Below are 24,413 nucleotides of genomic sequence, written 5' to 3' on the forward strand. Positions count from 1 at the left end.
GTGCTCCGGACGATGGTCCTGACGCTTCCCGTCGCCGAGCCACACCTAACCGAGAAGAGCCTGCGCTCATGTTGTCCCGCCGTACCCTCCTGACAGGATCGCTTGCCCTTGTCCTTACGCCGGCCACTGTCGCCATGGCGCAGACCCAGGCCGAGTGGTCGCAGAATTACGAAGCCGTCTCGCGCACCCGCGTGCAGCGGACCTCGACTCCGATGCTCTCCCAGGAATCCCTGGCCGCAACCGAGCAGATGATCGAGTATTACCGGAACATCGCCGCCCGCGGCGGATGGCAGCCCGTCCAGGGCGTGCAGGGCCTGCGCGTCGGTTCCAAGAGCCCGGCCGTGGCCGCTCTGCGCCAGCGCCTCATCATCACGGGCGATCTCGATCAGTCGGCGGGCGAATCGCCGATCTACGATTCCTATGTGGAGGCCGGCGTGCGCCGCTTCCAGGCTCGGCACGGCATCAGCTCCACCGGCACCGTGACGGCCGCGACCGTGGCCGCGATGAACGTGCCTGTCGACATCCGCATCCGCCAGCTCGAGATCAACGTGGCGCGCCTGCGCAGCCTCGTGGCCGGTGGCCTGCCGAACCGCTACGTGGTCGCCAACATCCCGGCCGCGCTCGTCGAGACCGTGGAGGGAGGCATGGTCCATACCCGCCACGCCGCCGGCGTCGGCAAGAGCGACCGCCAGTCTCCGCTCCTGAACACCAAGGTGGTCGAGGTCAACTTCAACCCCTACTGGACCGTGCCCGCTTCGATCATCAAGAAGGATCTGATCCCGAAGATGCAGAAGGAGCCGAACTACCTGACGGACAACAAGATCCGCATCTTCAGCGGGGACCGGGAGATTCTCCCGTCCCAGGTCAACTGGTTCTCGGACGAGGCGACCCGCTACCGCTTCCGTCAGGACCCGGGCGGCGAACTCAACTCCATGGGCTTCGTGCGCATCAACATTCCGAACCAGCACGGCGTGTACATGCACGACACGCCCTCGAAGGGCATCTTCGGCGACGATTTCCGCTTCGTCTCCTCGGGCTGCATTCGTGTGCAGAACGTGCGCGACTATATCGAGTGGCTCCTGAAGGACACCCCCGGCTGGAGCCGCGAGCAGATCGACGCCACGTTCAAGTCGGGCGACCGGGTCGACGCGCGGCTGGCCCAGCCGGTGCCGATCCACTGGATCTACATGACGGCCTGGGCGACTCCGGACGGGCTCGTGCAGTTCCGCGACGACATCTACAACAAGGACGGTCTCGGCGCCTCCATCCCGGTGGCGAGCCGCACCCCGACCGAGCCGGACGAGGAAATGTTCCTCCAGAACTAAGGTCCGCGAATCCCGGAAAGACGACAGCCCGCCTCCCAGGCGGGCTGTTGCTTTTCATGAGCCGGGTCCACAAGTCCCTGGAGCGGCTTGGCGCGCTCGGGCTCCCCATGATAAAGGCCTGGGCCATCGGGAACTGAGCACCTTCAGGCGGGGCTCACAGCAAGGCGAGAACGACCATGAGCGCGAGCGAAGCAGCAAGAAATCACCTGTCCAACAGCTTTTTCTCGGCCAGCCTCGCCGACAGCGATCCCGAGATTGCCCGCGCCATCGGGCTCGAACTCGGCCGCCAGCGCGACGAGATCGAGCTGATCGCCTCGGAAAACATCGTCTCCCGCGCCGTCCTGGAGGCCCAGGGCTCGGTGATGACCAACAAATACGCGGAGGGCTATCCGGGCCGCCGCTATTACGGCGGCTGCCAGTTCGTCGACATGGCCGAGGAGCTCGCCATCGAGCGCGCCAAGCGCCTCTTCGACTGCAGGTTCGCCAACGTCCAGCCCAATTCCGGCTCCCAGGCCAACCAGGCCGTGTTCATGGCGCTCATGAAGCCGGGCGACACCTTCATGGGCCTGGACCTCGCCTGCGGCGGCCACCTGACCCACGGCTCGCCCGTGAACATGTCGGGCAAGTGGTTCAACGTGGTGAGCTACAAGGTCCGCGAGAGCGATCAGATCATCGACATGGACGAGGTCGCCCGCCTCGCCCGCGAGCACAAGCCGAAGGTGATCGTGGCCGGCGGCTCGGCCTATTCCCGGTTCTGGGACTTCGCCCGCTTCCGCGAGATCGCCGACGAGGTCGGGGCGTTCTTCATGGTGGACATCGCCCACTTCGCCGGTCTCGTGGCGGGCGGCGCGCATCCGTCGCCGTTCCCCCATGCCCATGTGGTCACGACCACCACGCACAAGACCCTGCGCGGTCCGCGCGGCGGCATGATCCTCACCAATGACGAGGACATCGCCAAGAAGGTGAATTCGGCGATCTTCCCCGGCCTCCAGGGCGGCCCGCTCATGCACGTGATCGCCGCCAAGGCCGTGGCCTTCGGCGAGGCCCTCCGCCCCGAGTTCAAGCTCTACGCCCACGCGGTGGTGGAGAACGCCAAGGTGCTCGCCGATGCCATGCTGGCCGGCGGCTACGCCATTGTGGCGGGCGGCACGGACAACCATTTGATGCTGGTGGACCTGCGCCCGAAGAAGCTCACCGGCAAGGCGGCCGAGGCGGCTCTGGGCCGCGCCCACATCACCTGCAACAAGAACGGCGTGCCCTTCGATCCCGAGAAGCCGATGGTGACCTCCGGCATCCGTCTCGGCACCCCCGCCGCGACCTCGCGTGGCTTCGGCGTGGCCGAGTTCCGGACGGTCGGCGAGCTGATCGTCGAGGCGCTCGACGGTCTTGCCAAGCACGGTGAGGAAGGCAACGCCCCGGTCGAAGAATCGGTGAAGGTCCGCGTGCACGAGCTGACCCGCCGCTTCCCGATCTACGCATAAAACCGGATCGACCATGCGCTGTCCCTATTGCGGGAGTCTCGACACCCAGGTGAAGGATTCCCGGCCGACGGACGACTCCTCCTCCATCCGCCGCCGCCGCGTCTGTCCGGATTGCGGCGGCCGGTTCACGACCTTCGAGCGCGTGCAGCTGCGCGAGCTGACGGTGGTGAAGCGCTCGGGGAGGCGCGTGCCCTTCGACCGGGACAAGCTCCAGCAATCGGTGGATGTGGCCCTGCGCAAGCGCTCCGTCGATCCCGAGCGCGTCGAGCGCATGATCAACGGCATCGTGCGCCAGCTCGAGAGCATGGGCGACGGCGAGGTGCCGAGCGAAACCGTGGGCGAGCTCGTCATGGAAGGCCTCAAGGCGCTCGATGACGTGGCCTATGTGCGCTTCGCCTCCGTCTACAAGAACTTCCGCGAGGCCAAGGATTTCGAAGAGATTCTCGGGAAACTGGCGGAAGAGCCGGAGGACGCTCCGCCTCTCCAGAAGAAGCCCGCGCAGTCCGAGTGATGAGTTCGTCCGGCGCACAGGATCGGGTTTTGGAACGACACCCATGGGACGAGCGCTTCATGCGCCTCGCCATCGCGCTCGGCGAGCGCAATCTCGGCCTCACCTGGCCCAACCCTTCCGTGGGCTCCGTCGTGGTGGACGAGAGCGGGGATGCCCCTGTCATCGTCGCTCAAGGAGCGACCCAGGCGGGCGGGCGTCCGCATGCGGAGCGGGTCGCGCTCGCGGCGGCCGGTGAGCGGGCGAGGGGGGCGACCCTCTACGTCTCCCTGGAGCCATGCTCCCACCACGGCAGGACGCCTCCCTGCGCCGATGCGGTCGTGGAGGCGGGCGTCACCCGCGTGATCTCGGCCGTCGAGGACCCGGATACCCGCGTCGCCGGGCTGGGCCACGCCCGGCTGCGCGCCGCCGGAATCGAGGTGGTGGCCGGCTGCCTGGAGCCTCTGGCGCGCCGCGCCCATCGCGGGCACATCGCCCGTGTCACGAGGGGACGGCCCGTCGTCACCGTGAAGCTCGCCCGCACGACCGAAGGCCTGGCGGGGTCGCGCAACGGACCGCGCCTGATGATCACGGGGGACATCGCGAACGCGAAGGTGCACCTGATGCGCGCCCATGCGGATGCCGTCATGGTCGGCGTCGGCACGATCCTGGCCGACGATCCGCTGCTCAACGTGCGCCTGCCCGGCCTCGAGAGCCGCGCGCCCGTCCGCATCGTGCTCGACTCGCATCTGCGCACGCCCCTGACGGCCCGCATCGTCGCGGGCGCCCGCGAGATCCCGACCTGGATCGTCACCACGCTTGCCGCGCCCGTTGGGGCGGAGCGCGCCCTCGTCGCGGGGGGCGTCGAGGTGCTGCGGGTCGCGGACGAGGGTGGGCAGGTGTCGCTTTCCGAGGCCCTGACCCTGCTCGGGACCCGCGGGCTGACCCGGCTGTTCTGCGAAGGCGGGCCGGGGCTTGCCGATGCGCTGGCCCGGGCCGATCTCATCGACGAGCTGATCCTGGTCACCGGCCGTTCCGCGCGCGGCGAGGGCGATGTCCCGGCCCTCGGGCTGGCACTGCAGGACCGCATGGACGCCCTCGACCTCTACGCCGACGAACAGGTCGGCTCCGATCTTTTCATGTTCTGGGAGAAGCCCTGATGTTTACGGGAATCGTGACCGATATCGGCGAGGTCGTGTCCGAGGAAGGGGCGCAGGGCACCCTGAAGCGCCTGCGGATCGATGCGTCCTACGACCCTGAGACCATTGTGCTCGGCGCCTCCATCGCCTGCGGAGGCCCCTGCCTGACGGTCGTGGCCGTCGGCGCGCGCGAGGGCGGCTGCTGGTTCGACGTGGATGCGGCGGCGGAGACGCTGGACCGCACCACCGTGGGCGAGTGGAAGGCGGGAACGCGGATCAACCTGGAGCGCTCTCTCAAGATCGGCGACGAACTCGGCGGTCATATCGTCACCGGCCACGTGGACGGCTTGGCCACCATCGTGGCCCGGGAGGCGATCACCGCCGGCGACGATCCCTGGGGGCCGACCGCGCGCTTCGTCATCCGGGCGCCGTCCGCTCTTGCGCCCTTCATCGCTGAGAAGGGCTCCGTATGCCTCGACGGCACGTCTCTGACCGTCAACTCGGTCGAAGGCGATCTCTTCTCGGTGCTCATCATCCCTCACACGCTCGCCGTGACCACCTGGGGCGAGCGCCAGGAGGGCGACAGGCTCAACCTGGAGGTCGACCTCATGGCCCGCTATGCGGCACGGCTTGCGGAGGCACGCCGGGCGGAGTAGGGGAACGTCCATCTCATTCGTGTTCACCCAAATCGATCGCCGCTGCCCGTTCGGCGCCGAACCTCTCCGACAAGGGGAGGATGAAGGACTCTCCCATGGTCTCGCATTCCGAAAAGCCGCAAGGCTCCCGTCCGCCGGTCCCCGGCGCCCGCATCCTGATCGTCGAAGCGCGGTTCTATGACGATATCGCCGACGAGCTGCTGCGCGGCGCGCAAGGCGCGGCCGAGGCGGCCCAGGCGAAAACGGAGGTGCTGACCCTCGACGGCGCGCTCGAGATCCCGGCGACGGTCGCCATCGCTCTCGATGCCGCCGAGAAGGCGGGCAAGCCCTACGATGCCGTCGTGGCGCTCGGCTGCGTGATCCGCGGCGAGACGGGGCATTACGACATCGTGGCGGGCGAGAGCGCCCGGGCCCTGATGGATCTGTCGGTCGCCCGCAAGATCCCGCTCGCCAACGGCATCCTGACCGTGGAGAATGACGACCAAGCCTGGACCCGGGCGAGCGTGAGCGAATTGAATAAGGGTGCGGGTGCCGTGGAAGCGGCGCTCGCCGTTCTGCGCATCAAGCAACAACTGGAGGCCTGATCATGACGAAGCCTGCAGAGCGCTCGGCCGCTCGCCTCGCTGCCGTCCAGGCCCTCTACCAGATGGATCTCTCCGGCAAGACCGTCACGGACGCGCTGGCCGAGTTCGAGGCTTTCTGGATCGGGCGCGAGGTGGAAGGCATCGAGTTCAAGCCGTCCGACATCGAATTCTTCCGCAACGTCATCTCCGGCGTGGTCCAGAACCAGCGCCCCATCGACGTGAAGATCGACAAGGCTCTTTCCGAGGGCTGGCCCCTGCGCCGCGTCGAAGCCGTGCTGCGCGCCATCCTGCGTGCCGGCGGCTACGAGCTCATGTTCCGCAAGGATGTTCCGGCCCGCGTCGTGATCACCGAATACGTGGACGTCACGCATGGCTTCTATGGCGAGGATGAGCCCGGCCTCGTGAACGCGGTGCTCGATACGCTCACCCGCGAAGTTCGCCCCGGCGAACTGGAAAAGAAGGCGGCCGGGCAGGGGAAACGCTGAGGCTCCGGATGGCGGCACCGTCAGGCCATGGCTCCCACGGGCGTCCCGGCGAGGACAGCCTGATCGCCCGTTTCTTCGCGCCGCTGGCGGGCGAGGGAGGCCTCGGGCTGAAGGACGACGCCGCATGCCTGTCCCCACGGCCGGGCCACGATCTCGTGCTGACGACGGACGCCCTGGTCGAGTCGGTCCATTTCCTGCCCGAGGATGCTCCCGCTTCCATCGCCCGGAAGGCGCTCGGCGTGAATGTGTCGGATCTTGCCGCCAAGGGGGCGGAACCAGTGGGGTTTCTCCTGAGCTTCGCCCTTCCCGGGGCCTGGACCGAGGAATGGCTTGCCGCTTTCGCCTCGGGTCTCGGGCAGGCATCGCGCGATTTCTCCTGCCCGCTCCTCGGCGGAGATACGGTCAAGGCGAATGGAGCGCTCACCCTCTCGGTCACGGCTCTCGGAGAGGTCCCCGCCGGAACGATGGTCCGTCGTACGAATGCCAGGGCCGGCGACCTGATCTGCGTCACCGGCACGATCGGCGATGCGGCGCTGGGACTAAAGCTCCGACGGGCTCCCGCCTGGGCCGGGAATCTATCGCCTGAGGAGAGGGCGCATCTGGCCGACCGCTACCTCCATCCGCAGCCGCGCCACCGGCTCGCGCGGGCGGTGCGGGACCATGCCCATGCCGCCATGGACGTGTCGGACGGACTTGCGGGCGATCTCGCCAAGATGATGCGGGCAAGCGGCGTTTCGGCGGTCGTCGAGGCGGAAAAGGTGCCGCTCTCGCCCGGTGTCCGGAAGGCCGTCGCGACCGATCCTGGGCTCTTCGACCTGGCCGTCACGGGCGGGGACGATTACGAGATTCTCTGCACGCTCCCGGAAAAGAATCTCGACAGTTTCGTGAAAGAGGCTGATAGCGTGGGCGTCATGGTGTCCGCCATAGGCCGAGTCGTCGATGGGCATGAAGCCGCGGTCTTTCGGATACAGGGTGCTGAAAGACGCTACGATGCAGGCTCATTCTCCCACTTCTGACGCGCTTGCGAAGCGCAATGCCGTCGTTCTCGCCATGGCGACGGCTCTGGGCGGTTCGAGCCCCGCGATCGTCGTCTCCCTCGGCGGCCTCGTCGGGCAGACGCTCGCCGACAACAAGGAACTCGCCACCCTTCCCGTGAGCCTGCTCAATCTGGGCCTGGCGCTCGGCACGATTCCCGCCGCCATGCTCATGCGGCGAGTCGGGCGGCGCATCGGCTACATCGTCGGAGCGGGCATCGGTCTCTTCGGCGGGTGCCTTGCGGCCTTCGGCATCGTCTCCACCAGCTTCCTGCTGTTCTGCCTGGGCACGACCGTCATCGGCATGTACGGCTCCTTCAACCAGAGCTATCGCTTCGCCGCGACCGATGCTGCCTCCGAATCCTTCAAGGCTCGGGCGATTTCCTGGGTCATGATGGGCGGCATCGCGGCCGGGTTCATCGGGCCTCAAACGGTCATCTGGCTCCAGGATGCCGCGCCGTCCGCGCCGTTCTCGGGGGCGTTCCTGGGGCAGGCGGCGCTCGCCCTCATGTCCATGGTGGTCGTCTCGTTCCTCAAGCCCGTGCCAGTGAGCGCGGCCCCGAAGGTGGGCGGCCGGCCGTTGAGCGAGATCGTGACGCAGCCCCGGTTCGTCGTCGCGGTCGTGGCGGGCCTCGTCTCCTATGCGCTCATGAGTTTCGTCATGACCGCCGCGCCCATGGCCATGGTGGGATGCGGGCATAGCGTCGGCGATGCGGCCTCCGGCATCCGCTGGCATATCCTGGCCATGTTCGGCCCGAGTTTCTTCACCGGGCGTCTCATCGCACGCTTCGGCAAGGGGCCGGTGACCGCGGCGGGGCTGTGCCTCATCGCCGTATCGGCCGTCATCGGCCTGTCCGGTATCGACCTGGCCCATTTCTGGGCCACGCTCATCCTCCTGGGTCTCGGCTGGAACTTCGGCTTCATCGGCGCGACCGCCATGGTGACCGATTGCTACCGGCCGGAGGAGCGCACGAAGGTCCAGGCGGCCAACGATTTCCTGGTCTTCGGCTCGGTCGCCGTCGCGTCCTTCTCGTCGGGGAAGCTCCTGAACGCGGGCGGCTGGGAGACCGTGAACTGGATGGTCTTCCCGCCCGTCGCCGTCGCGCTACTTCTGCTAGCTTGGCAGCAGAAGGCGTGGCGGGCCGTACCCGCATAAAGTCTAAACGGCTTCCTGTGGGTTGGACGGGAAGTATCGTTGCGAACGGCCTAGTTTTTTGCGACCAAATATGAAGTTCGCTGGGGGTGGAGGCCGTTCAAGGCCTGAAGTCAGGCCTTGAAGAGCGGCTTTCTGCTTTCCCATAACAAGGATGGCACGATGGCACTCACCCTTATTATTCTGGGCGGGCTTCTCTCGATTGCGTATGGCCTCTGGGCCATCAGCGACGTGATGAAGCGCGACGCCGGTTCTCAGCGCATGCAGGAAATCGCAGGCGCGGTTGCCGAAGGCGCAAAAGCCTATCTCCGCAGGCAATATTCGACGATCGCAATCGTGGGGGTGGTGCTGTTCGCCATCATCGCCTACTTCCTCGGCATCCGTGTCGCCATCGGCTTCGCCATCGGGGCGATCCTGTCCGGGGCGGCGGGCTTCATCGGCATGAACGTCGCCGTTCGCGCCAATGTCCGCACCGCACAGGCTGCAACGCACTCCCTTGGCGGCGGACTGGACGTGGCCTTCAAGGCGGGCGCGGTCACCGGCATGCTCGTGGCCGGACTCGCACTGCTGGGCGTGGCGCTTTACTTCGGCTATCTCACCCGGATCGACGGGCTGGCCCCCGACAGCCGCACCGTCATCGACAGCCTCGTGGCGCTGGGCTTCGGCGCTTCGCTGATCTCCATCTTCGCCCGTCTCGGCGGCGGCATCTTCACCAAGGGCGCGGATGTCGGCGGCGACCTCGTGGGCAAGGTGGAAGCGGGCATTCCCGAGGACGACCCGCGCAACCCGGCCACCATCGCCGACAACGTGGGCGACAATGTCGGCGACTGCGCCGGCATGGCCGCGGACCTGTTCGAGACCTACGCGGTGACCGTGGTCGCCACCATGGTGCTGGCGGCGATCTTCTTCGGCGGGCAGAGCATTCTCGACTCGATGCTCCTGTATCCGCTCGCCATCGGCGCGGCCTGCATCGTCACATCGATCATCGGCACATTCTTCGTGAAGCTCGGTCAGAACGAGTCGATCATGGGGGCCCTCTACAAGGGCCTTACCGCGACCGGCATCCTGTCCGCGATCGCGATCGCGCTCGTGACCTGGCAGATGATCGGCTTCGGCCCGATCGAGGGCACCGAGTTTACCGGCCAAGCCCTGTTCTGGTGCGCGATCATCGGTCTGTTGGTGACCGCCTTCATCGTCGTCATCACCGAATATTACACCGGCGTTGGCTTCCGTCCGGTGCGCTCGATCGCTCAGTCTTCGGTGACGGGGCACGGCACGAACGTGATCCAGGGCCTTGCGGTTTCTCTGGAATCCACCGCATTGCCGACCATCGTGATCATCGCGGGCATCATCGTGGCGTTCAAGCTCGCGGGCCTCTTCGGCATCGCGATCGCGGTCACGGCCATGCTGGCCCTCGCGGGCATGATCGTCGCCCTCGACGCCTTCGGGCCGGTGACGGACAATGCGGGCGGCATCGCGGAAATGGCGGGCCTGCCCAAGGAGGTGCGCAGGTCCACGGACGCTCTGGACGCCGTGGGCAACACCACCAAGGCCGTCACGAAGGGCTACGCGATCGGCTCGGCGGGCCTGGGCGCGCTCGTGCTCTTCGCGGCCTATACCTCGGACCTGACCTATTTCACGAAGAACGCGGAGCAGTATCCCTACTTCCAGGGCGTGGCACCGGACTTCTCGCTCACCAATCCCTATGTGGTGGTGGGCCTGTTGTTCGGCGGCCTCATTCCGTTCCTGTTCGGCGGCATCGCCATGACGGCGGTGGGCCGGGCGGCGGGTGCGGTGGTGGAGGAAGTGCGCCGTCAGTTCCGTGAGAGGCCGGGTATCATGGCGGGAACCGACCGGCCGGATTACGGCCGCGCGGTCGACATGCTCACCCGCGCCGCGATCAAGGAAATGATCGTGCCCTCGCTCCTGCCGGTGCTGGCGCCGATCGTGACCTATTTCGTGATCTACTGGGTGGCCGGGAAATCCCAGGCCTTCTCGGCGCTCGGGGCGATGCTGCTCGGCGTGATCGTGACGGGTCTCTTCGTCGCGATCTCCATGACGTCGGGCGGCGGCGCCTGGGACAACGCCAAGAAATCCTTCGAGGACGGCTTCACCGATGCCTCCGGCTCGACCCATCACAAGGGCTCGGAGGCTCACAAGGCCTCCGTGACCGGGGATACGGTCGGCGACCCCTACAAGGACACGGCGGGACCTGCCGTGAACCCGGCGATCAAGATCACCAACATCATCGCTCTCCTGCTGTTGGCGATCCTGGCGCACTCGTAAGGCCCGAAGGTCGGACTTTCATCAGACCCGCGGCGCAGGCCGCGGGTTTTTCGTCGGTGCCGACAAAGAAAAAGGCCGGGCGCTCGACCCGGCCTTCTGTTGGATAGGATTTCCCGTCTCAGCGCATCGTGCGAAAAAATGGCCACGGTTTTTCGCCAGAACGATGCGCTCATCTAAGGAAGGAGCATCGGATGCAATCCCAAAAGTGCAAATCCACTTTTCACGTCCGATGCTCTAGGTTCCGAACGGGTTGAAGCTGTTCGTGCCCTTGAGGATCTGGCCGAGGAAGCTCGTTTCTGCGCCGCCGGACGGGGTGGTGCGGCTGATGAAATCGAAGACCTTGCCGTCCTGAATGCCGTAGAGGCCAACACGCTCCACGCGCAGATTCCCGTCGAAATAGACGGCGGTGACCCGCTGGTCCACGACCGTCTCGCTCATGAACTGGAACGTACGGCGCGACTTCTGGCTGATATAGTACCAGCTCTTGTTGCCGACGGTGGACACGGTCGAGGGGGTGCCGAGGGTCTGGAGCACCTGGTCGGCGCTCATGCCCTTCTTCACCTGGTTCACGGCGTTCTCGTCGAGCTGATATCCGCGGGCAAATTCCTCACCCATCGTGCAGGCCGCAACCGAGGTGGCCAGGAAAGTCGCAGTAGCCAAGCGTACCAAAAGAGGATGATATCGACGCATTGTACGGTTCTTCCAGGAATGCGGCGCGGATGAGCTTGCGCCTATGGATCGTGATGGCGTAACCCGAGGTTTCGATTTTGACAAGCTTGGAAGGGAAAAGGCTGTGATCTTCAGTCTCTTCCGCAAGGATCCCCGGCGCACGGCCATCGCGGCTCTCTATGCGAGAATCGCCGATGCCTCCCGCGTTCCGGGGCTCTATGCGGCACTCGGCATCCCGGACAGTCTCGAGGGGCGCTTCGAATCCCTCTCGCTGCACATGATCCTCGCCCTGCGGGCCTTGAGGGGGCTTCCGCCTCCTGCCGACGACGTGGCGAAGGACCTCACGGATGCCTTTTTCCGGGACATGGACGCCTCCCTGCGAGAGATGGGTGTCGGCGACACGGTCGTGCCCAAACGCATGAAGAAGGTGGCCGCCGCCTTCTACGGCAGGGCTCAGGCCTATGATCCGGCCCTCAACGCCGGCAACGCGGCCGAGCTGGCCGAGGCCCTGGGACGGAATGCCCTCGGTGGCGATGCACCTGCCGCGGGGCTCGCGCGTTATGCCTTGGCAGCGGACGCGAGCCTTAAAGCCGTCACGCTGGAGATGTTACTCGAATCCGGTCCCGCCTTCCCGGCGCCCGAGGCCTTCTCAGAGGAGGGAAGCCGATGACCCCTGAAACCGTTGGTCCCTTGTCGCGCCTTGTGGACGTCATGAACATCCCGCCGCGCGGGCAGGAGATCCACGTGGAGGCGAGCGCCGAGGAGAGGGACGCCCTCGCCAAGGATTTCGGGATGCCGGGCATCCGGGCGCTCTCCGGCGACTTCAAGCTCGACAACACCGCCAAGGGCATCCACGTCACCGGGGTCGTCAAAGCGTCCATCACGCAGGTCTGCGTCGTCACCCTCGACCCTTTCGATTCGGATATCGAGGAGGAGGTCGAGGTGGATTTCGCGGAACCCTCCGGGATGCCGGCCGAGCCGCCGACCGATATCAACGAATACGAACCGCCGGATGAGATCATCAACGGCCAGATCGATCTGGGGGCGCTGACCGCCGAGTTCCTGGCGCTCGGCCTCGATCCCTACCCGCGTAAGCCCGGAGTGGATTTCGATTATCGCGACCCGGGCGACGCCAAGGATTCGCCCTTCGCGGCCCTTGGCAAGCTCAAGGCTGACGAGTAAGCGGAAGCGTTCCGGATCAATGACTTGCGGGGGCGTGGCTCCCGTGGCCACCTCTGTCGAGGCTCTACAGTATCGGACGTGACATCGAACCCGCATCCGATGCCCTAGTCGATAGTGTGAGCATCGAATTAATCCCAAAAGTGGAATCCCCTTTTGGATCCGATGCTCTAAGCCTCTGTTTTTGAGCATCTTTTCACGTAAGACCGGTTCCCACTTTTGCGTTCGATGATCTAGAATTCGGTTGCGATGCTGTCGCAAAAAGGTATTTTCCGCCCCCTGTCCAAGCCGAAAGAAAGAATAAGCGGTTATGTCGAAGCCAGTGCGTATTTCGCTCGATGCGATGGGGGGGGACCACGGCCCGTCGATCGTCATCCCTGGTGCGGCCCTGGCCCTCGAGCGTCATCCCGATATCCGCTTTCTCATGTTCGGCAACGAGGCACTGATCGCGCCGCTTCTGAATGCCCATCCCAGGCTCAAGGCTGCGACCGAGCTTCGCCATACCGAGATCTCCATCGGAATGGACGACAAGCCGAGCCAGGCGATCCGCATGGGGCGCGGCAAGTCCTCCATGTGGAAGGCCGTCCAGGCGGTTCGGGACGGAGAGGCGGACGCCGCCGTCTCCGCCGGCAACACCGGCGCCCTGATGGCCACGGCCAAGATCTGCCTGAAGACCATGGCCCATATCGAGCGTCCGGCGATCGCCGCCATGTGGCCGACCATGCGCGGCGAGAGCATCGTGCTTGACGTCGGCGCTACCATTGGGGCGGATGCGGGGCACCTGGTGGACATGGCCATCATGGGCGCCGCCATGGCGCGGATCGTGTTCGACCTGGAGCGGCCGACCGTGGGCCTGCTCAATGTCGGCACAGAGGAAATCAAGGGGATCGAGGCCGTCAAGGAAGCCGGCCGGATTCTCAGGGAGATGGACGCTCCCTATCTCGAGTATCGCGGCTTCGTGGAAGGCGACGATATCGGGAGGGGGACGGTGGACGTGGTCGTCACCGAGGGGTTTACGGGCAATATCGCCTTGAAGACCGCCGAGGGAACGGCCAAGCAGATCGGCCAGTATCTCCGCTCGGCCATGAGCCGCACTCTGATGGCCAAGATCGGTTATCTGTTTGCGAAACAGGCCTTTAACGCTCTCAGGGACAAGATGGACCCGCGCAAGGTCAATGGCGGTCTCTTTCTGGGCCTCGAGGGGGTGGTCGTGAAGAGTCACGGCGGCACGGACGATCTGGGCTTCGCCAGTGCCATCGACGTGGCCTACGACATGGCGCATTTTGAATTGATGAAGACCATCCGGGGCATGCTTGAGCATGGTCCGGTCGGGCACGAGGCCTGAGGAAAGTAGTATCTTGAAACGCATCCGTTCCGTTGTGCGCGGGGTCGGCTCCTACCTGCCCAAACGTAAGCTGACCAATCAGGACCTCGAGAAGATCGTGGACACCACGCACGACTGGATCGTGCAGCGCACGGGCATCGAGCAGCGCTATATCGCCGATGACAGCGAAACCACGTCGGTTCTCGGCATCAAGGCCGCCGAGGCGGCGCTCGCCGATGCAGGGCTCGACGCGCAGGATATCGACCTGATCGTCTGTGCAACCTCGACACCGGATCATACCTTCCCGTCCACGGCGACGATGATCCAGAACGGCCTTGGAATCACCCACGGCGCAGCTTTCGACCTGCAGGCGGTCTGCACCGGATTCGTTTACGCCGTCGCCACCGCCGACAAGTTCCTGCAATCGGGCTCGCACAAGCGCGCCCTCGTGATCGGCGCCGAGACCTTCTCGCGGATCCTCGACTGGACCGACAGGACCACCTGCGTGCTCTTCGGGGACGGCGCCGGCGCGCTTGTGCTGGAAGCGCAGGAGGGGGAGGGAGCGCCCGCCGACCGCGGGGTCCTGACCTCGCATCTGCGCTCGGACGGCCGCTACCGCGAGAAGCTCTATGTCGACGGAGGGCCGGGTTCCACCAAGACTACCGGAGTCCTGAAAATGGAAGGCCGCGAGGTGTTCAAGTTCGCCGTAGGCATGGTCGCCGACGTGGTGCAGGACGCCTTCAAGGCCAGCGGCACGACCCCCGAGGAACTGAAATGGTTCGTGCCGCATCAGGCGAACAGGCGCATCATCAGCGCGAGCGCCGAGAAGCTCGGGATCGCACCCGACAAAGTGGTGATCACCGTCGATCGGCACGGCAATACCTCGGCCGCCTCGATCCCGCTGGCCCTCGACGTGGCCCGCAAGGACGGACGGATCAAGGATGGCGACCTCGTCATGATCGAGGCGATCGGCGGCGGCTTCACATGGGGCAGCGCGCTCATACGGTGGTAGGAATATAGGCCACTCAGTCTATATGGGAATCCCTTGACGGCAAGTCTAAGGTTGACCATACGAAGCCATCTGCATAGCGTCTTAACTGATTGAAAGACCAAAGAACTCATTCTGGCCCGGGGAGCTCAATGGCTGGCAAAACTGTGACGAGAGCGGATCTGAGCGAGGCCGTCTACCAGAAGGTAGGCCTTTCGAGGACCGAATCGGCCGAACTGGTCGAGCGGGTCCTGGCAGAGATCTGTGACAGCCTGGCCGCCGGCGAAACCGTCAAGCTGTCCTCGTTCGGCTCGTTCGTCGTGCGCAGCAAGGGCGAACGCGTCGGCCGCAATCCAAAGACCGGCGTCGAAGTTCCCATCGATCCGCGCCGTGTCATGGTGTTCAAGCCTTCCAACGTCCTGAAAGCCTATATCAACGGCGAGACCGTCGAGGGCGAGGACTGAGGCCCAGATGGCCGGTGGTGCCATGGACAAGAGCCCGGACGCGTTCCGCACCATCAGCGAGGTGGCAGAGGATCTCGACGTTCCGCAGCATGTGCTGCGCTTCTGGGAAACCCGCTTCAGCCACATCAAACCCCTGAAGCGCGGCGGCGGCCGCCGCTACTACCGCCCCGACGACGTGGATCTCCTCAAGGGGATCCGACATCTCCTCTACGGCGAAGGCTATACGATCAGGGGCGTGCAGCGCATCCTCAAGGCGGAGGGCGTACGGTTCGTCCAGGCCATCGGCCGGGGCGAGGAGAGCGTGTCCCCGTCCGGCTCCGACCCAGGCGAGCCTGTCGGGAGCGACGACGAGGTCCTCGCCGAACCGTCCTACGGCGAATCCGAAGCCGTTCTGGCCGAAGCGGGCCTGCCTGAAGAATCGCTGCGCAGGCTACAGGCGGCCCTGGAAGAGCTGATCGAGTGCGATCGGGTGCTCCGTTCCCTCAAAACACCTGCTGAAACGATTGCATCCGAATAGGATCTCGCATCTCTCCAGGTTGAATTTTATCCTAGAGCATCGGACGTGAAAAGTGGACCCGCTTTTGGGATCCAATCCGATGCTCCACTCCTTGAATGGCGCATCGTGCGGACCCGAAGGGCCACGGTCGTGAAAACCGGGGCCACTTTTCACTGGCGCGACCCGCTGGGTCCGCACGATGCGCTAGAGGATCGGACGTGACGAATGAACTCCACCTTTGGGTCCGATGCACCCTTCCTGGAAAGAGCGCATCGTTCTTGCGAAAACCGGGGCCCCTCTTTCGCACGATGCGCTACGGGAAGACCGCGCAGCTGCGCCGCGAAGGTTTTTGAGGTCGATCTGAAAACACCTGCAGGGAACCGCTTGACAGGGAACAGGGCGGCCCTTAAAGCACCCACACACCGCTTCGGCGGTCCAATGCGCGGGCGTAGCTCAGTCGGTTAGAGTGCCGGCCTGTCACGCCGGAGGTCGCGGGTTCGAGCCCCGTCGCCCGCGCCACTTTCTCTCTCCCTACATCGATTTAGCTGCTTGAGGCAGCCGTCCACCCGGGGCGAGTGTCGGCGGTTCGATTGCCGCATGCGCGCGAAGCGTGGCACTTTTTTAGATCTTGTGCATTTCCCACAGAGTTCCCGGCTCTTCTGCCGCCTGCACGAGAGCCCGACGGGCGTGCTGTAGGGTTGTGTCGATGGTCTCGAGGATTTTTACCAGCTTCTCCAACTGGGTGGCGCAGGTCTCCGGGCGACCCGTGACCTTCGCGCTCAGTCTCTTGGTCATTTTCGTCTGGGCTGTGTCCGGCCCGCTCTTCGGCTTCTCGGATACGTGGCAGCTGGTGGTGAATACCGGCACCACGATCGTGACCTTCCTGATGGTGTTCCTGATCCAGAACACCCAGAACCGGGACGGAGCCGCGATCCAGGCCAAGCTCGACGAGTTGATCCGGGCCAGCGCGGCTCAGAACGTCTTCATCGGCATCGAGCACCTGACGCAAGAGGAGCTGGACGAGATTCGGGCCAAATGCGAGGCCAAAGCCAAGGCGGACAGCGCCGCAAATCGAGCGGAGGAGAAGGCCAACCGCAGGGCTGCCCATGCGGCCGAGCAGGCAACATCATAGTTTGGAATGGTTCTTTTTCGGGCAGCCCAAACACTTGTCAGGGCAGGGGAACTCGGTTAAGCCTCCGGCCACAAACCGCCGTTTGTCGCAGGACCTTCCTTCGGGCCTTTCTGTGGCTTAAATGCGTGGCATGCCGCCGGCCGACCCGGCCGTGCTTCGTTTCTTCTGGGTGTCGTATGACGAATCTCCTCGCCGACTACCTGCCTCTCGTGATCTTCATCGGCGTGTCGCTCCTGATCGGAGTGGCGCTGCTCGTGGCGCCGTTCATCGTCGCCTACAGTAAGCCCGATTCGGAGAAGCTTTCCGCTTACGAGTGCGGGTTCAATGCCTTCGATGACGCACGCATGAAATTCGACGTGCGCTTCTATCTGGTCGCTATTCTCTTCATCATTTTCGACCTGGAGGTAGCCTTCCTGTTCCCCTGGGCCATCGTGTTCGGGAACCTTGGCTGGTTCGGCTTTCTCTCGATGATGCTCTTCCTCGGCGTCCTGACCATCGGCTTCGTCTATGAGTGGAAGAAAGGGGCCCTGGAATGGGATTGATCTCCGACAACCAGTCCACCCTGGTGGCTCCCGCCCCCCGGGGTATCCTCGACCCGAACACCGGCAAGCCGGTGGGCTCGACAGATCCCTACTTCGTCTCCATCAACGACGAGCTGTCCGACAAGGGGTTTCTCGTCGCTTCGTCCGAGGAGCTCGTCAAGTGGGCGCGCACCGGTTCGCTCATGTGGATGACCTTCGGGTTGGCGTGCTGCGCCGTCGAGATGATGCAGATGTCCATGCCGCGCTACGACGTCGAGCGCTTCGGCTTCGCGCCGCGCGCCTCGCCGCGCCAGTCGGACGTGATGATCGTCGCCGGCACGCTCACCAACAAGATGGCGCCCGCGCTCCGCAAGGTCTATGACCAGATGCCCGAGCCGCGTTACGTCATCTCCATGGGCTCCTGCGCCAATGGCGGCGGCTACTATCACTATTCCTATTCGGTGGTTCGCGGCTGCGACCGCATCGTTCCGGTCGACATCTACGTGCCTGGCTGTCCTCCGACCGCGGAGGCGCTCCTCTATGGCGTGCTTCTTCTCCAGAAGAAGATCCGCCGCACCGGCACCATCGAGCGCTGAGCAAAGGTCATCTTCATGAGTGCTGAGCTCCAAGCCCTGAGCGATCACATCGCCTCGTCCCTCGGCGAGGCGATCGAGGATCGCGCGATCGCTTTCAACGAGTTGACGCTCGTTGCCCGTCTCGAGGAGATCGGGCGGGTCGTGACGTTCCTGCGGGACGACCCGCAGTGCCGTTTCGTCTGCTTCATCGATATCTGCGGCGCGGATTATCCGGCCCGCGAGAAGCGCTTCGACGTGGTCTATCATTTCCTGGCGCCCCACCATAACCGCCGCATCCGGGTGAAGGTGGAGACGGACGAGGTGACCCCGGTCCCCTCGATCATCGGGCTCTTCCCGGCCGCCAACTGGTTCGAGCGCGAGACCTACGATCTCTACGGCGTCCTGTTCTCGGGCCATCCGGACCTGCGCCGGCTTCTCACCGATTACGGCTTCGAGGGACATCCGCTCCGCAAGGACTTCCCGCTCACCGGCTATGTCGAGGTTCGCTACGACGACGGCCAGGGGCGCGTGGTCTATGAGCCGGTGAAGCTTAGCCAGGAATTCCGCAACTTCGACTTCCTCTCTCCCTGGGAGGGCACGGACTACGTGCTGCCCGGCGATGAGAAGGCCAAGGCTTAAAGGCGGAAAGGGCGACCCATGGGCGAGCATAATATCCGCAACTTCACGATCAACTTCGGTCCCCAGCACCCGGCCGCGCACGGCGTGCTCCGTCTCGTTCTGGAGCTCGACGGCGAGCTGGTCGAGCGCGTGGACCCGCATATCGGCCTGCTCCATCGCGGCACCGAGAAGCTGATCGAGTACAAGACCTACGTTCAGGCCAATCCCTATTTCGACCGGCTCGACTACGTCGCGCCGATGAACCAGGAACACGCCTTCTGCCTCGCGACGGAAAAACTCCTCGGGATCGAGGTTCCGCGTCGCGCGCAGCTGATCCGCGTCCTGTTCTCAGAGATCGGCCGTCTGCTGTCGCACCTCCTCAACGTGACCACGCAGGCGATGGACGTCGGCGCGCTCACGCCGCCTCTCTGGGGCTTCGAGGAGCGCGAGAAGCTCATGATCTTCTACGAGCGCATCTCCGGGTCGCGCATGCACGCCAACTACTTCCGGCCGGGCGGCGTGAACATGGACATCCAGCCCGAGCTGATCGACGATATCGAGGCCTTCTGCGATCCGTTCCTGAAGGTGCTGGACGACCTCGACATCCTCGTCATGGGCAGCCGGATCTTCAAGCAGCGCAACGTGGATATCGGCACGCTCACCCTCGACGATTGCTGGAAGTGGGGCTTCTCCGGTGTGCTTGTGCGCAGCTGCGGCGTGGCCTGGGACCTGCGCAAGTCGCAACCCTACGAGTGCTACGAGGAGATGGAGTTCGATATCCCCGTGGGTCTCAACGGCGACAATTACGACCGCCAGGTGATCCGCATGGAGGAGATGCGCCAGAGCGTGCGCATCATGCGTCAGTGCCTGGACAAGCTGCGCGCTCCGGACGGGCAGGGGCCGGTCAATACGCTCGACGGCAAGGTCGCCCCGCCCGCGCGCAAGGACATGAAGCGCTCCATGGAAGCGCTGATCCACCACTTCAAGCTCTACACGGAAGGCTTCCACGTCCCCGCCGGCGAGGTCTATGCGGCCGTGGAGGCTCCGAAGGGAGAGTTCGGCGTGTACCTGGTTTCGGACGGCACCAACAAGCCGTATCGCTGCCACGTGCGCGCTCCGGGCTTCGCCCACCTTCAGGGCATGGATTTCATGTGCCGCGGCCACATGCTGGCCGACGTCGCAGGCATTCTCGGTTCGATCGACATCGTGTTCGGTGAAGTGGACCGGTAAGAAACGATCCGGGCTCGCTGCCGGGCCCGGAACACGCTGTTTGAAGGCGTGATCGAAGAGTTCAAGTCGTGAATGGCCGGGCTCGCGCTCGGCCATGACGATGAGGAGAAGAGTCAAAATGGCCGTTCGTAAGCTCGCGCCTGAAGAAATGCAGCCTGAGAGCTTCGTGCTCTCGTCCGAGACGGAAGCTTTCGCCCAGCAGCAGATCGCCAAGTATCCGCCCGGTCGTGAGGCCTCGGCGGTGATCGCGCTTCTCGGGAAGGCGCAGGAGCAGGCCGGTGGCTGGCTGCCCCGGAAAGCCATCGAGGCCGTTGCCGCGCGCCTCGACATGCCGATCATCCGTGTGATGGAGGTGGTGACCTTCTACACGATGTTCAACCTTGAGCCGGTCGGAAAATACTTCATCCAGTTCTGCGGCACCACGCCCTGCGTGCTGCGCGGCGCGGGCGACATCAAGAAGGTGCTCGAGAAGCGCATCGGCGACCAGAACCATGTCACCGCCGACGGCAAATTCTCCTGGCTCGAGGTCGAGTGCCTGGGCGCCTGCTGCAACGCCCCGATGGTGCAGATCAACGACGATTATTACGAGGACCTGACGACGGAGAACTTCGAGAAGCTGCTCGACGACCTCGCCGCCGGCCGGCCCGTCAAGACGGGCTCCCAGATCGGGCGCGTGACCTCCGAGCCGTTCGAGGCCGTCAACACGTTGCAGGATCCTTCGCTGTACGACGGATCCCAGGTCGGCGCCTGGCGCAAGCGCTTCGAGGAGCAGGCCCAGCCCGCAGCGACCGGCGAGGCTGCTGCCGCGACCGCATCGATACCCCAGGACGCCAAGGCCGCGAAGCCTCCTGCGGGCCGCCCGATCGAGAGCGATGCGGCCGATACGCCGGCCAAGCGCGCGAAGGACGGCGAGGTTCCCGTGAAGCCGGTCGACCGGAAGGAGGCCGCCGATCCGTCGAAGGCCACAATGGGCGGCGCGCAAACGCAAAAGGGGGCGGAGCCCGCTCCTCAGAGCAGCAAGTCCTATGTGGCCTCGCCCGGCAAGGGCGCCGTGCCGACAAGCCCCACGACACCGAATGCCGGTACGCCTCCGGCCCAGTCCGAGGCGCGCCGCGACGGCAGCGAGAGCAAGCCGGGCGTGGTCGTCGACAAAGACAACAAGACGTCCTGAGGGGAGTGAGCTTAAGATGCTTCAGGATAAGGATCGCATTTTCACCAACCTCTACGGCTTCCATTCGCCGGGCCTCCAGGCTGCGAAGATGCGCGGCGCATGGGACGGAACGAAGTTCCTTCTGGAGAAGGGCCGCGACTGGATCATCGACGAGATGAAGGCATCGGGGCTGCGGGGCCGCGGCGGCGCGGGCTTCCCCACGGGCCTGAAATGGTCGTTCATGCCCAAGCAGTCGGACGGGCGTCCGCACTACCTCGTCGTCAATGCCGACGAGTCGGAGCCCGGGACCTGCAAGGACCGCGAGATCATGCGGAACGACCCGCATCTTCTCGTCGAGGGCTGCCTCATCGCTTCCTTCGCGATGGGCGCGCACGCGGCCTACATCTATATCCGCGGCGAGTACGTCGCTGAGCGTCACGCGCTCCAGCGCGCGGTGGACGAGGCCTATGAGGCCGGTCTCATCGGCAAGGACAACGTCCACGGCTACCCCTTCGACCTCTACGTCCACCACGGCGCAGGCGCCTACATCTGCGGCGAGGAGACGGCTCTCATCGAAAGCCTGGAAGGCAAGAAGGGCATGCCCCGCCTGAAGCCGCCGTTCCCGGCTAATATGGGCCTCTACGGCTGCCCGACGACGGTGAACAACGTGGAGTCGATCGCGGTCGCGGGCACGATCCTGCGGCGCGGCGCATCCTGGTTCTCGAGCATCGGCCGGCCGAACAACGTCGGCACCAAGCTCTTCTGCGTGTCGGGCCACGTGAACAAGCCCTGCAACGTGGAAGAGGCCATGGGCCTCACGTTCCGGGAGCTGATCGACCGCCATTGCGGCGGCATCCGCGGCGGCTGGGACAACCTGCTCGGCGTGATTCCGGGCGGTTCGTCCGTTCCGGTCGTTCCGGCCGAGCAGATCATCGACGCGCCGATGGATTTCGACACGCTGCGCAACCTGAAGTCCGGTCTCGGCACCGCGGCCGTGATCGTCATGGACAAGTCCACCGACATCGTTCGCGCCATCGCCCGGATCTCGTATTTCTACAAGCACGAGAGCTGCGGCCAGTGCACCCCGTGCCGCGAGGGCACCGGCTGGATGTGGCGCGTGCTCAACCGTATGGCCGAGGGCCGCGCCCAGAAGCGCGAAATCGACATGCTGCTCGAAGTCTCGACCCAGATCGAGGGCCATACCATCTGCGCGCTCGGCGACGCGGCTGCCTGGCCGGTCCAGGGTCTGATCCGGCACTTCCGTCACGAGATCGAGAAGCGGATCGACGACTACGCGGCGAACCCGCATTCAGAATCCGTCATGATCGCGGCGGAGTGAGAGTGAAGATGGCTAAAATCATCGTTGATGGCGTCGAGGTCGACGTCCCCGCCGAGTACACGCTGCTTCAGGCTGCCGAGGCTGCGGGAGCCGAGGTTCCGCGCTTCTGCTACCACGAACGGCTCTCGATCGCCGGCAATTGCCGCATGTGCCTCGTCGAGGTGAAGGGCGCGCCGAAGCCGGTGGCGTCCTGCGCCTGGGGCGTGCGCGACTGCCGCCCGGGCCCGAACGGCGAGCCGCCGGAAATCTCGACCAAGTCGCCGACCGTGAAGAAGGCGCGCGAGGGGGTGATGGAGTTCCTCCTGATCAACCACCCGCTCGACTGCCCGATCTGCGACCAGGGTGGACAGTGCGACCTGCAGGACCAGGCCATGGCCTACGGCGTCGACACCAGCCGCTTCCATGAGAACAAGCGCGCGGTGGCCGACAAGTATCTCGGCCCGCTCGTGCGGACCTCCATGAACCGCTGCATTCACTGCACCCGTTGCGTGCGCTTCACCGCCGAGGTGGCGGGCGTGCCCGACATGGGCGCCCTGTGGCGCGGCGAGGACATGGAGATCACGAGCTATCTCGAAAAGGCGCTCGGCTCCGAACTCCAGGCCAACATCGCGGATCTCTGTCCGGTGGGGGCTCTCACCCACAAGCCGGAATCCTTCCACTACCGTCCGTGGGAACTCACCAAGACCGATTCCATCGATGTGATGGATGCGGTTGGCTCGTCGATTCGCGTGGATTCCCGCGGCCGTGAGGTCATGCGCATCCTGCCCCGCGTGAACGAGGCGGTGAACGAGGAGTGGATCTCCGACAAGACCCGTCAGGTCGTCGACGGCCTGCGGCTGCAGCGCCTCGACCGTCCGTTCGTGCGCGAGAACGGCCGCCTTCGCCCGGCTTCCTGGCAGGAGGCCTTCGCGACCATCGCGGCCCGGGTGAAGGGCACGCACGCCAAGAAGATCGGCGCCATCGTCGGTGATCTGGCCGCCGTCGAGGAGATGTTCGCCCTGAAGCTGCTCATGGAGAGCCTCGGCGTGACGAACGTCGATGCCCGTCAGGACGGCACGGTGCTGTCGCCGGCCCATGGCCGGGGCTCCTACCTGTTCAACACGACGATTCCCGGCATCGAGAATGCCGACGCGATCCTGATCGTGGGCTCCAACCCGCGTTTCGAGGCTTCGCTCGTCAACGTGCGCATCCGCAAGCGCTGGCGCGCCGGACCTCCGCCGATCGCCCTGATCGGCGAGCATGCCGACCTGACCTATCCTTACGAGTACCTCGGCGCGGGTCCCGAGACCCTGGCCGAGCTGGCCTCCGGCCGCCACAGCTTCATCGAGAAGCTACGCGGGGCCGAGCGTCCGCTGATCATCGTGGGGCAGGGGGCGCTGGCGCGTCCGGACGGCCTTTCCGTCCTCTCCGCCGTCGCGAAGCTCGCCCAGGACGTGGGCGCCGTGAAGGATGGCTGGAACGGCTTCTCGGTTCTGCACACCGCAGCCTCGCGCGTCGGTGCGCTCGATCTCGGCCTCGTGCCGGGCGAGGGCGGCCTGACCGCCCGGCAGATGGCCGAAGGCGGCGTGGACGTGCTGTTCAACCTCGGCGCCGACGAGATCGAGATCGCTCCCGGCGCTTTCGTGATCTATCAGGGCACCCACGGCGACCGTGGCGCTCACCGCGCCGACGTCATCCTGCCGGCAGCGACCTACACGGAAAAATCCGGCACCTACGTCAACACCGAGGGCCGGGTGCAGATGGCCAATCGCGCGGCCTTCGCGCCGGGCGAGGCCCGCGAGGACTGGGCGATCCTGCGCGCCCTGTCGGACGTGCTGGGCCATCGCCTCCCATTCGACTCGCTGAATGTGCTGCGGGCCAAGCTCTATGTCGCTCATCCGCATTTCGCGGCCATCGATACCGTTCGTCCGGCCGACGGCGCTGCCGCCGTCCAGGCGCTTGCCGGCCTCGGCGGCACCCCCGCCCGAGAGGCTTTCGCGAGCGCGGTGACGGACTTCTATTTGACGAACCCGATCGCCCGCGCGTCCGGCGTCATGGCCGAGTGCTCGGCGCTCGCCCGCGAGCTGAAGCTCGAAGCGGCCGAGTAAGAGAGGAGAGA

At 65.2% G+C, this 24,413-nt stretch carries 25 protein-coding genes and 1 tRNA gene; 25 read left to right on the forward strand and 1 reads right to left on the reverse strand.

All coding sequences use genetic code 11. The features are described from left to right. Positions 1-68: 68 nt before the first annotated feature. The 10 genes from AB8841_RS18100 (at position 69) to AB8841_RS18145 (ending at position 10,630) form a co-directional block, all read left to right on the forward strand. Positions 69-1,325, forward strand: coding sequence for a murein L,D-transpeptidase (locus tag AB8841_RS18100; RefSeq protein ID WP_370437210.1), 1,257 nt, complete (start codon positions 69-71; stop codon positions 1,323-1,325). 176 nt (positions 1,326-1,501) lie between these two features. Beyond that, positions 1,502-2,806: a serine hydroxymethyltransferase gene (gene glyA / locus AB8841_RS18105; protein WP_370437211.1), complete on the forward strand. Its 1,305-nt coding sequence runs from the start codon at positions 1,502-1,504 to the stop codon at positions 2,804-2,806. A gap of 13 nt (positions 2,807-2,819) precedes the next feature. After that, positions 2,820-3,317 carry a transcriptional regulator NrdR gene (gene nrdR / locus AB8841_RS18110; RefSeq protein WP_370437212.1) on the forward strand — a complete coding sequence of 166 codons (498 nt, stop codon included), beginning with the start codon at positions 2,820-2,822 and terminating at the stop codon, positions 3,315-3,317. Further along, on the forward strand, positions 3,317-4,453 hold the full coding sequence (ribD, locus tag AB8841_RS18115) for a bifunctional diaminohydroxyphosphoribosylaminopyrimidine deaminase/5-amino-6-(5-phosphoribosylamino)uracil reductase RibD (protein WP_370437213.1): 1,137 nt from the start codon (positions 3,317-3,319) through the stop codon (positions 4,451-4,453). The genes nrdR and ribD overlap by 1 nt, the downstream gene beginning before the upstream one ends. Further along, complete coding sequence (locus tag AB8841_RS18120; protein WP_370437214.1) at positions 4,453-5,088, forward strand: riboflavin synthase; 636 nt, start codon at positions 4,453-4,455, stop codon at positions 5,086-5,088. The genes ribD and AB8841_RS18120 overlap by 1 nt, the downstream gene beginning before the upstream one ends. Positions 5,089-5,183: 95 nt before the next feature. Then, a complete protein-coding gene (gene ribH / locus AB8841_RS18125) occupies positions 5,184-5,672 on the forward strand; it encodes a 6,7-dimethyl-8-ribityllumazine synthase (protein ID WP_370437215.1) in 489 nt (162 codons plus the stop codon). A gap of 2 nt (positions 5,673-5,674) precedes the next feature. Further along, on the forward strand, positions 5,675-6,157 hold the full coding sequence (nusB, locus tag AB8841_RS18130) for a transcription antitermination factor NusB (protein ID WP_370437216.1): 483 nt from the start codon (positions 5,675-5,677) through the stop codon (positions 6,155-6,157). 8 nt (positions 6,158-6,165) lie between these two features. Beyond that, a complete protein-coding gene (gene thiL / locus AB8841_RS18135; RefSeq protein ID WP_370437217.1) occupies positions 6,166-7,173 on the forward strand; it encodes a thiamine-phosphate kinase in 1,008 nt (335 codons plus the stop codon). Continuing rightward, complete coding sequence (locus AB8841_RS18140) at positions 7,148-8,347, forward strand: MFS transporter (protein ID WP_370437218.1); 1,200 nt, start codon at positions 7,148-7,150, stop codon at positions 8,345-8,347. The genes thiL and AB8841_RS18140 overlap by 26 nt, the downstream gene beginning before the upstream one ends. 159 nt (positions 8,348-8,506) lie before the next feature. Further along, the gene (locus AB8841_RS18145) at positions 8,507-10,630 is read left to right on the forward strand and encodes a sodium-translocating pyrophosphatase (RefSeq protein WP_370437219.1); all 2,124 of its coding nucleotides are present in this window, start codon (positions 8,507-8,509) and stop codon (positions 10,628-10,630) included. A 234-nt stretch (positions 10,631-10,864) separates the two neighbouring features. On the opposite strand, the gene AB8841_RS18150 is transcribed toward AB8841_RS18145, so the two are convergent. Continuing rightward, positions 10,865-11,320 carry an outer membrane protein assembly factor BamE gene (locus AB8841_RS18150; protein ID WP_370437220.1) on the reverse strand — a complete coding sequence of 152 codons (456 nt, stop codon included), beginning with the start codon at positions 11,318-11,320 and terminating at the stop codon, positions 10,865-10,867. Positions 11,321-11,423: 103 nt separating this feature from the next. Here AB8841_RS18150 and AB8841_RS18155 point away from each other — a divergent pair, with 103 nt between their 5' ends. The 15 genes from AB8841_RS18155 (at position 11,424) to nuoG (ending at position 24,402) form a co-directional block, all read left to right on the forward strand. Then, a complete protein-coding gene (locus AB8841_RS18155; RefSeq protein ID WP_370437221.1) occupies positions 11,424-11,969 on the forward strand; it encodes a ubiquinol-cytochrome C chaperone family protein in 546 nt (181 codons plus the stop codon). Continuing rightward, positions 11,966-12,481, forward strand: coding sequence for a DUF177 domain-containing protein (locus AB8841_RS18160; protein ID WP_370437222.1), 516 nt, complete (start codon positions 11,966-11,968; stop codon positions 12,479-12,481). The genes AB8841_RS18155 and AB8841_RS18160 overlap by 4 nt, the downstream gene beginning before the upstream one ends. Before the next feature lie 307 nt (positions 12,482-12,788). Next, complete coding sequence (plsX, locus tag AB8841_RS18165; RefSeq protein WP_370437223.1) at positions 12,789-13,823, forward strand: phosphate acyltransferase PlsX; 1,035 nt, start codon at positions 12,789-12,791, stop codon at positions 13,821-13,823. A gap of 13 nt (positions 13,824-13,836) precedes the next feature. Then, positions 13,837-14,814 carry a beta-ketoacyl-ACP synthase III gene (locus AB8841_RS18170; protein WP_370437224.1) on the forward strand — a complete coding sequence of 326 codons (978 nt, stop codon included), beginning with the start codon at positions 13,837-13,839 and terminating at the stop codon, positions 14,812-14,814. Between the two features lie 128 nt (positions 14,815-14,942). Then, the gene (locus AB8841_RS18175) at positions 14,943-15,254 is read left to right on the forward strand and encodes an integration host factor subunit alpha (RefSeq protein ID WP_047187169.1); all 312 of its coding nucleotides are present in this window, start codon (positions 14,943-14,945) and stop codon (positions 15,252-15,254) included. Positions 15,255-15,276: 22 nt separating this feature from the next. Continuing rightward, complete coding sequence (locus AB8841_RS18180) at positions 15,277-15,771, forward strand: MerR family transcriptional regulator (protein WP_370439302.1); 495 nt, start codon at positions 15,277-15,279, stop codon at positions 15,769-15,771. Positions 15,772-16,192: 421 nt separating this feature from the next. After that, positions 16,193-16,269, forward strand: a tRNA-Asp gene (locus tag AB8841_RS18185). A gap of 187 nt (positions 16,270-16,456) precedes the next feature. Beyond that, on the forward strand, positions 16,457-16,882 hold the full coding sequence (locus AB8841_RS18190) for a low affinity iron permease family protein (protein WP_370437225.1): 426 nt from the start codon (positions 16,457-16,459) through the stop codon (positions 16,880-16,882). 176 nt (positions 16,883-17,058) lie between these two features. After that, positions 17,059-17,424 carry an NADH-quinone oxidoreductase subunit A gene (locus AB8841_RS18195; RefSeq protein ID WP_370437226.1) on the forward strand — a complete coding sequence of 122 codons (366 nt, stop codon included), beginning with the start codon at positions 17,059-17,061 and terminating at the stop codon, positions 17,422-17,424. Then, the gene (locus AB8841_RS18200) at positions 17,415-17,999 is read left to right on the forward strand and encodes an NADH-quinone oxidoreductase subunit B family protein (RefSeq protein WP_370437227.1); all 585 of its coding nucleotides are present in this window, start codon (positions 17,415-17,417) and stop codon (positions 17,997-17,999) included. The genes AB8841_RS18195 and AB8841_RS18200 overlap by 10 nt, the downstream gene beginning before the upstream one ends. Before the next feature lie 15 nt (positions 18,000-18,014). Next, positions 18,015-18,617, forward strand: coding sequence for an NADH-quinone oxidoreductase subunit C (locus AB8841_RS18205; RefSeq protein WP_370437228.1), 603 nt, complete (start codon positions 18,015-18,017; stop codon positions 18,615-18,617). 18 nt (positions 18,618-18,635) lie between these two features. Next, complete coding sequence (locus tag AB8841_RS18210) at positions 18,636-19,826, forward strand: NADH-quinone oxidoreductase subunit D (RefSeq protein ID WP_370437229.1); 1,191 nt, start codon at positions 18,636-18,638, stop codon at positions 19,824-19,826. A 118-nt stretch (positions 19,827-19,944) separates the two neighbouring features. Beyond that, positions 19,945-20,997 (forward strand): NADH-quinone oxidoreductase subunit NuoE, encoded by a 1,053-nt coding sequence (nuoE, locus tag AB8841_RS18215; protein ID WP_370437230.1) that lies wholly within the window; start codon positions 19,945-19,947, stop codon positions 20,995-20,997. Between the two features lie 16 nt (positions 20,998-21,013). Further along, entirely contained in the window at positions 21,014-22,315 is a 1,302-nt protein-coding gene (gene nuoF / locus AB8841_RS18220) for an NADH-quinone oxidoreductase subunit NuoF (RefSeq protein ID WP_370437231.1), read from the forward strand. 8 nt (positions 22,316-22,323) lie between these two features. Next, entirely contained in the window at positions 22,324-24,402 is a 2,079-nt protein-coding gene (gene nuoG / locus AB8841_RS18225) for an NADH-quinone oxidoreductase subunit NuoG (RefSeq protein ID WP_370437232.1), read from the forward strand. The last annotated feature ends 11 nt before the right edge of the window (positions 24,403-24,413 follow it).

Source organism: Microvirga sp. TS319 (assembly GCF_041276405.1).
In the GTDB taxonomy this organism is placed as follows: domain Bacteria; phylum Pseudomonadota; class Alphaproteobacteria; order Rhizobiales; family Beijerinckiaceae; genus Microvirga.

Coding starts and splice junctions, on each gene's coding strand:
- nrdR (WP_370437212.1), top strand. CDS start 2,820: ATGCGCTGTCCCTATTGCGGGAGTCTCGACACCCAGGTGAAGGATTCC.
- nuoG (WP_370437232.1), top strand. CDS start 22,324: ATGGCTAAAATCATCGTTGATGGCGTCGAGGTCGACGTCCCCGCCGAG.
- AB8841_RS18100 (WP_370437210.1), top strand. CDS start 69: ATGTTGTCCCGCCGTACCCTCCTGACAGGATCGCTTGCCCTTGTCCTT.
- AB8841_RS18200 (WP_370437227.1), top strand. CDS start 17,415: ATGGGATTGATCTCCGACAACCAGTCCACCCTGGTGGCTCCCGCCCCC.
- AB8841_RS18160 (WP_370437222.1), top strand. CDS start 11,966: ATGACCCCTGAAACCGTTGGTCCCTTGTCGCGCCTTGTGGACGTCATG.
- AB8841_RS18180 (WP_370439302.1), top strand. CDS start 15,277: ATGGACAAGAGCCCGGACGCGTTCCGCACCATCAGCGAGGTGGCAGAG.
- nuoF (WP_370437231.1), top strand. CDS start 21,014: ATGCTTCAGGATAAGGATCGCATTTTCACCAACCTCTACGGCTTCCAT.
- ribH (WP_370437215.1), top strand. CDS start 5,184: ATGGTCTCGCATTCCGAAAAGCCGCAAGGCTCCCGTCCGCCGGTCCCC.
- nuoE (WP_370437230.1), top strand. CDS start 19,945: ATGGCCGTTCGTAAGCTCGCGCCTGAAGAAATGCAGCCTGAGAGCTTC.
- glyA (WP_370437211.1), top strand. CDS start 1,502: ATGAGCGCGAGCGAAGCAGCAAGAAATCACCTGTCCAACAGCTTTTTC.
- AB8841_RS18145 (WP_370437219.1), top strand. CDS start 8,507: ATGGCACTCACCCTTATTATTCTGGGCGGGCTTCTCTCGATTGCGTAT.
- AB8841_RS18195 (WP_370437226.1), top strand. CDS start 17,059: ATGACGAATCTCCTCGCCGACTACCTGCCTCTCGTGATCTTCATCGGC.
- plsX (WP_370437223.1), top strand. CDS start 12,789: ATGTCGAAGCCAGTGCGTATTTCGCTCGATGCGATGGGGGGGGACCAC.
- thiL (WP_370437217.1), top strand. CDS start 6,166: ATGGCGGCACCGTCAGGCCATGGCTCCCACGGGCGTCCCGGCGAGGAC.
- AB8841_RS18120 (WP_370437214.1), top strand. CDS start 4,453: ATGTTTACGGGAATCGTGACCGATATCGGCGAGGTCGTGTCCGAGGAA.
- AB8841_RS18150 (WP_370437220.1), bottom strand. CDS start 11,320: ATGCGTCGATATCATCCTCTTTTGGTACGCTTGGCTACTGCGACTTTC.
- AB8841_RS18205 (WP_370437228.1), top strand. CDS start 18,015: ATGAGTGCTGAGCTCCAAGCCCTGAGCGATCACATCGCCTCGTCCCTC.
- ribD (WP_370437213.1), top strand. CDS start 3,317: ATGAGTTCGTCCGGCGCACAGGATCGGGTTTTGGAACGACACCCATGG.
- AB8841_RS18175 (WP_047187169.1), top strand. CDS start 14,943: ATGGCTGGCAAAACTGTGACGAGAGCGGATCTGAGCGAGGCCGTCTAC.
- AB8841_RS18190 (WP_370437225.1), top strand. CDS start 16,457: ATGGTCTCGAGGATTTTTACCAGCTTCTCCAACTGGGTGGCGCAGGTC.
- nusB (WP_370437216.1), top strand. CDS start 5,675: ATGACGAAGCCTGCAGAGCGCTCGGCCGCTCGCCTCGCTGCCGTCCAG.
- AB8841_RS18210 (WP_370437229.1), top strand. CDS start 18,636: ATGGGCGAGCATAATATCCGCAACTTCACGATCAACTTCGGTCCCCAG.
- AB8841_RS18140 (WP_370437218.1), top strand. CDS start 7,148: ATGCAGGCTCATTCTCCCACTTCTGACGCGCTTGCGAAGCGCAATGCC.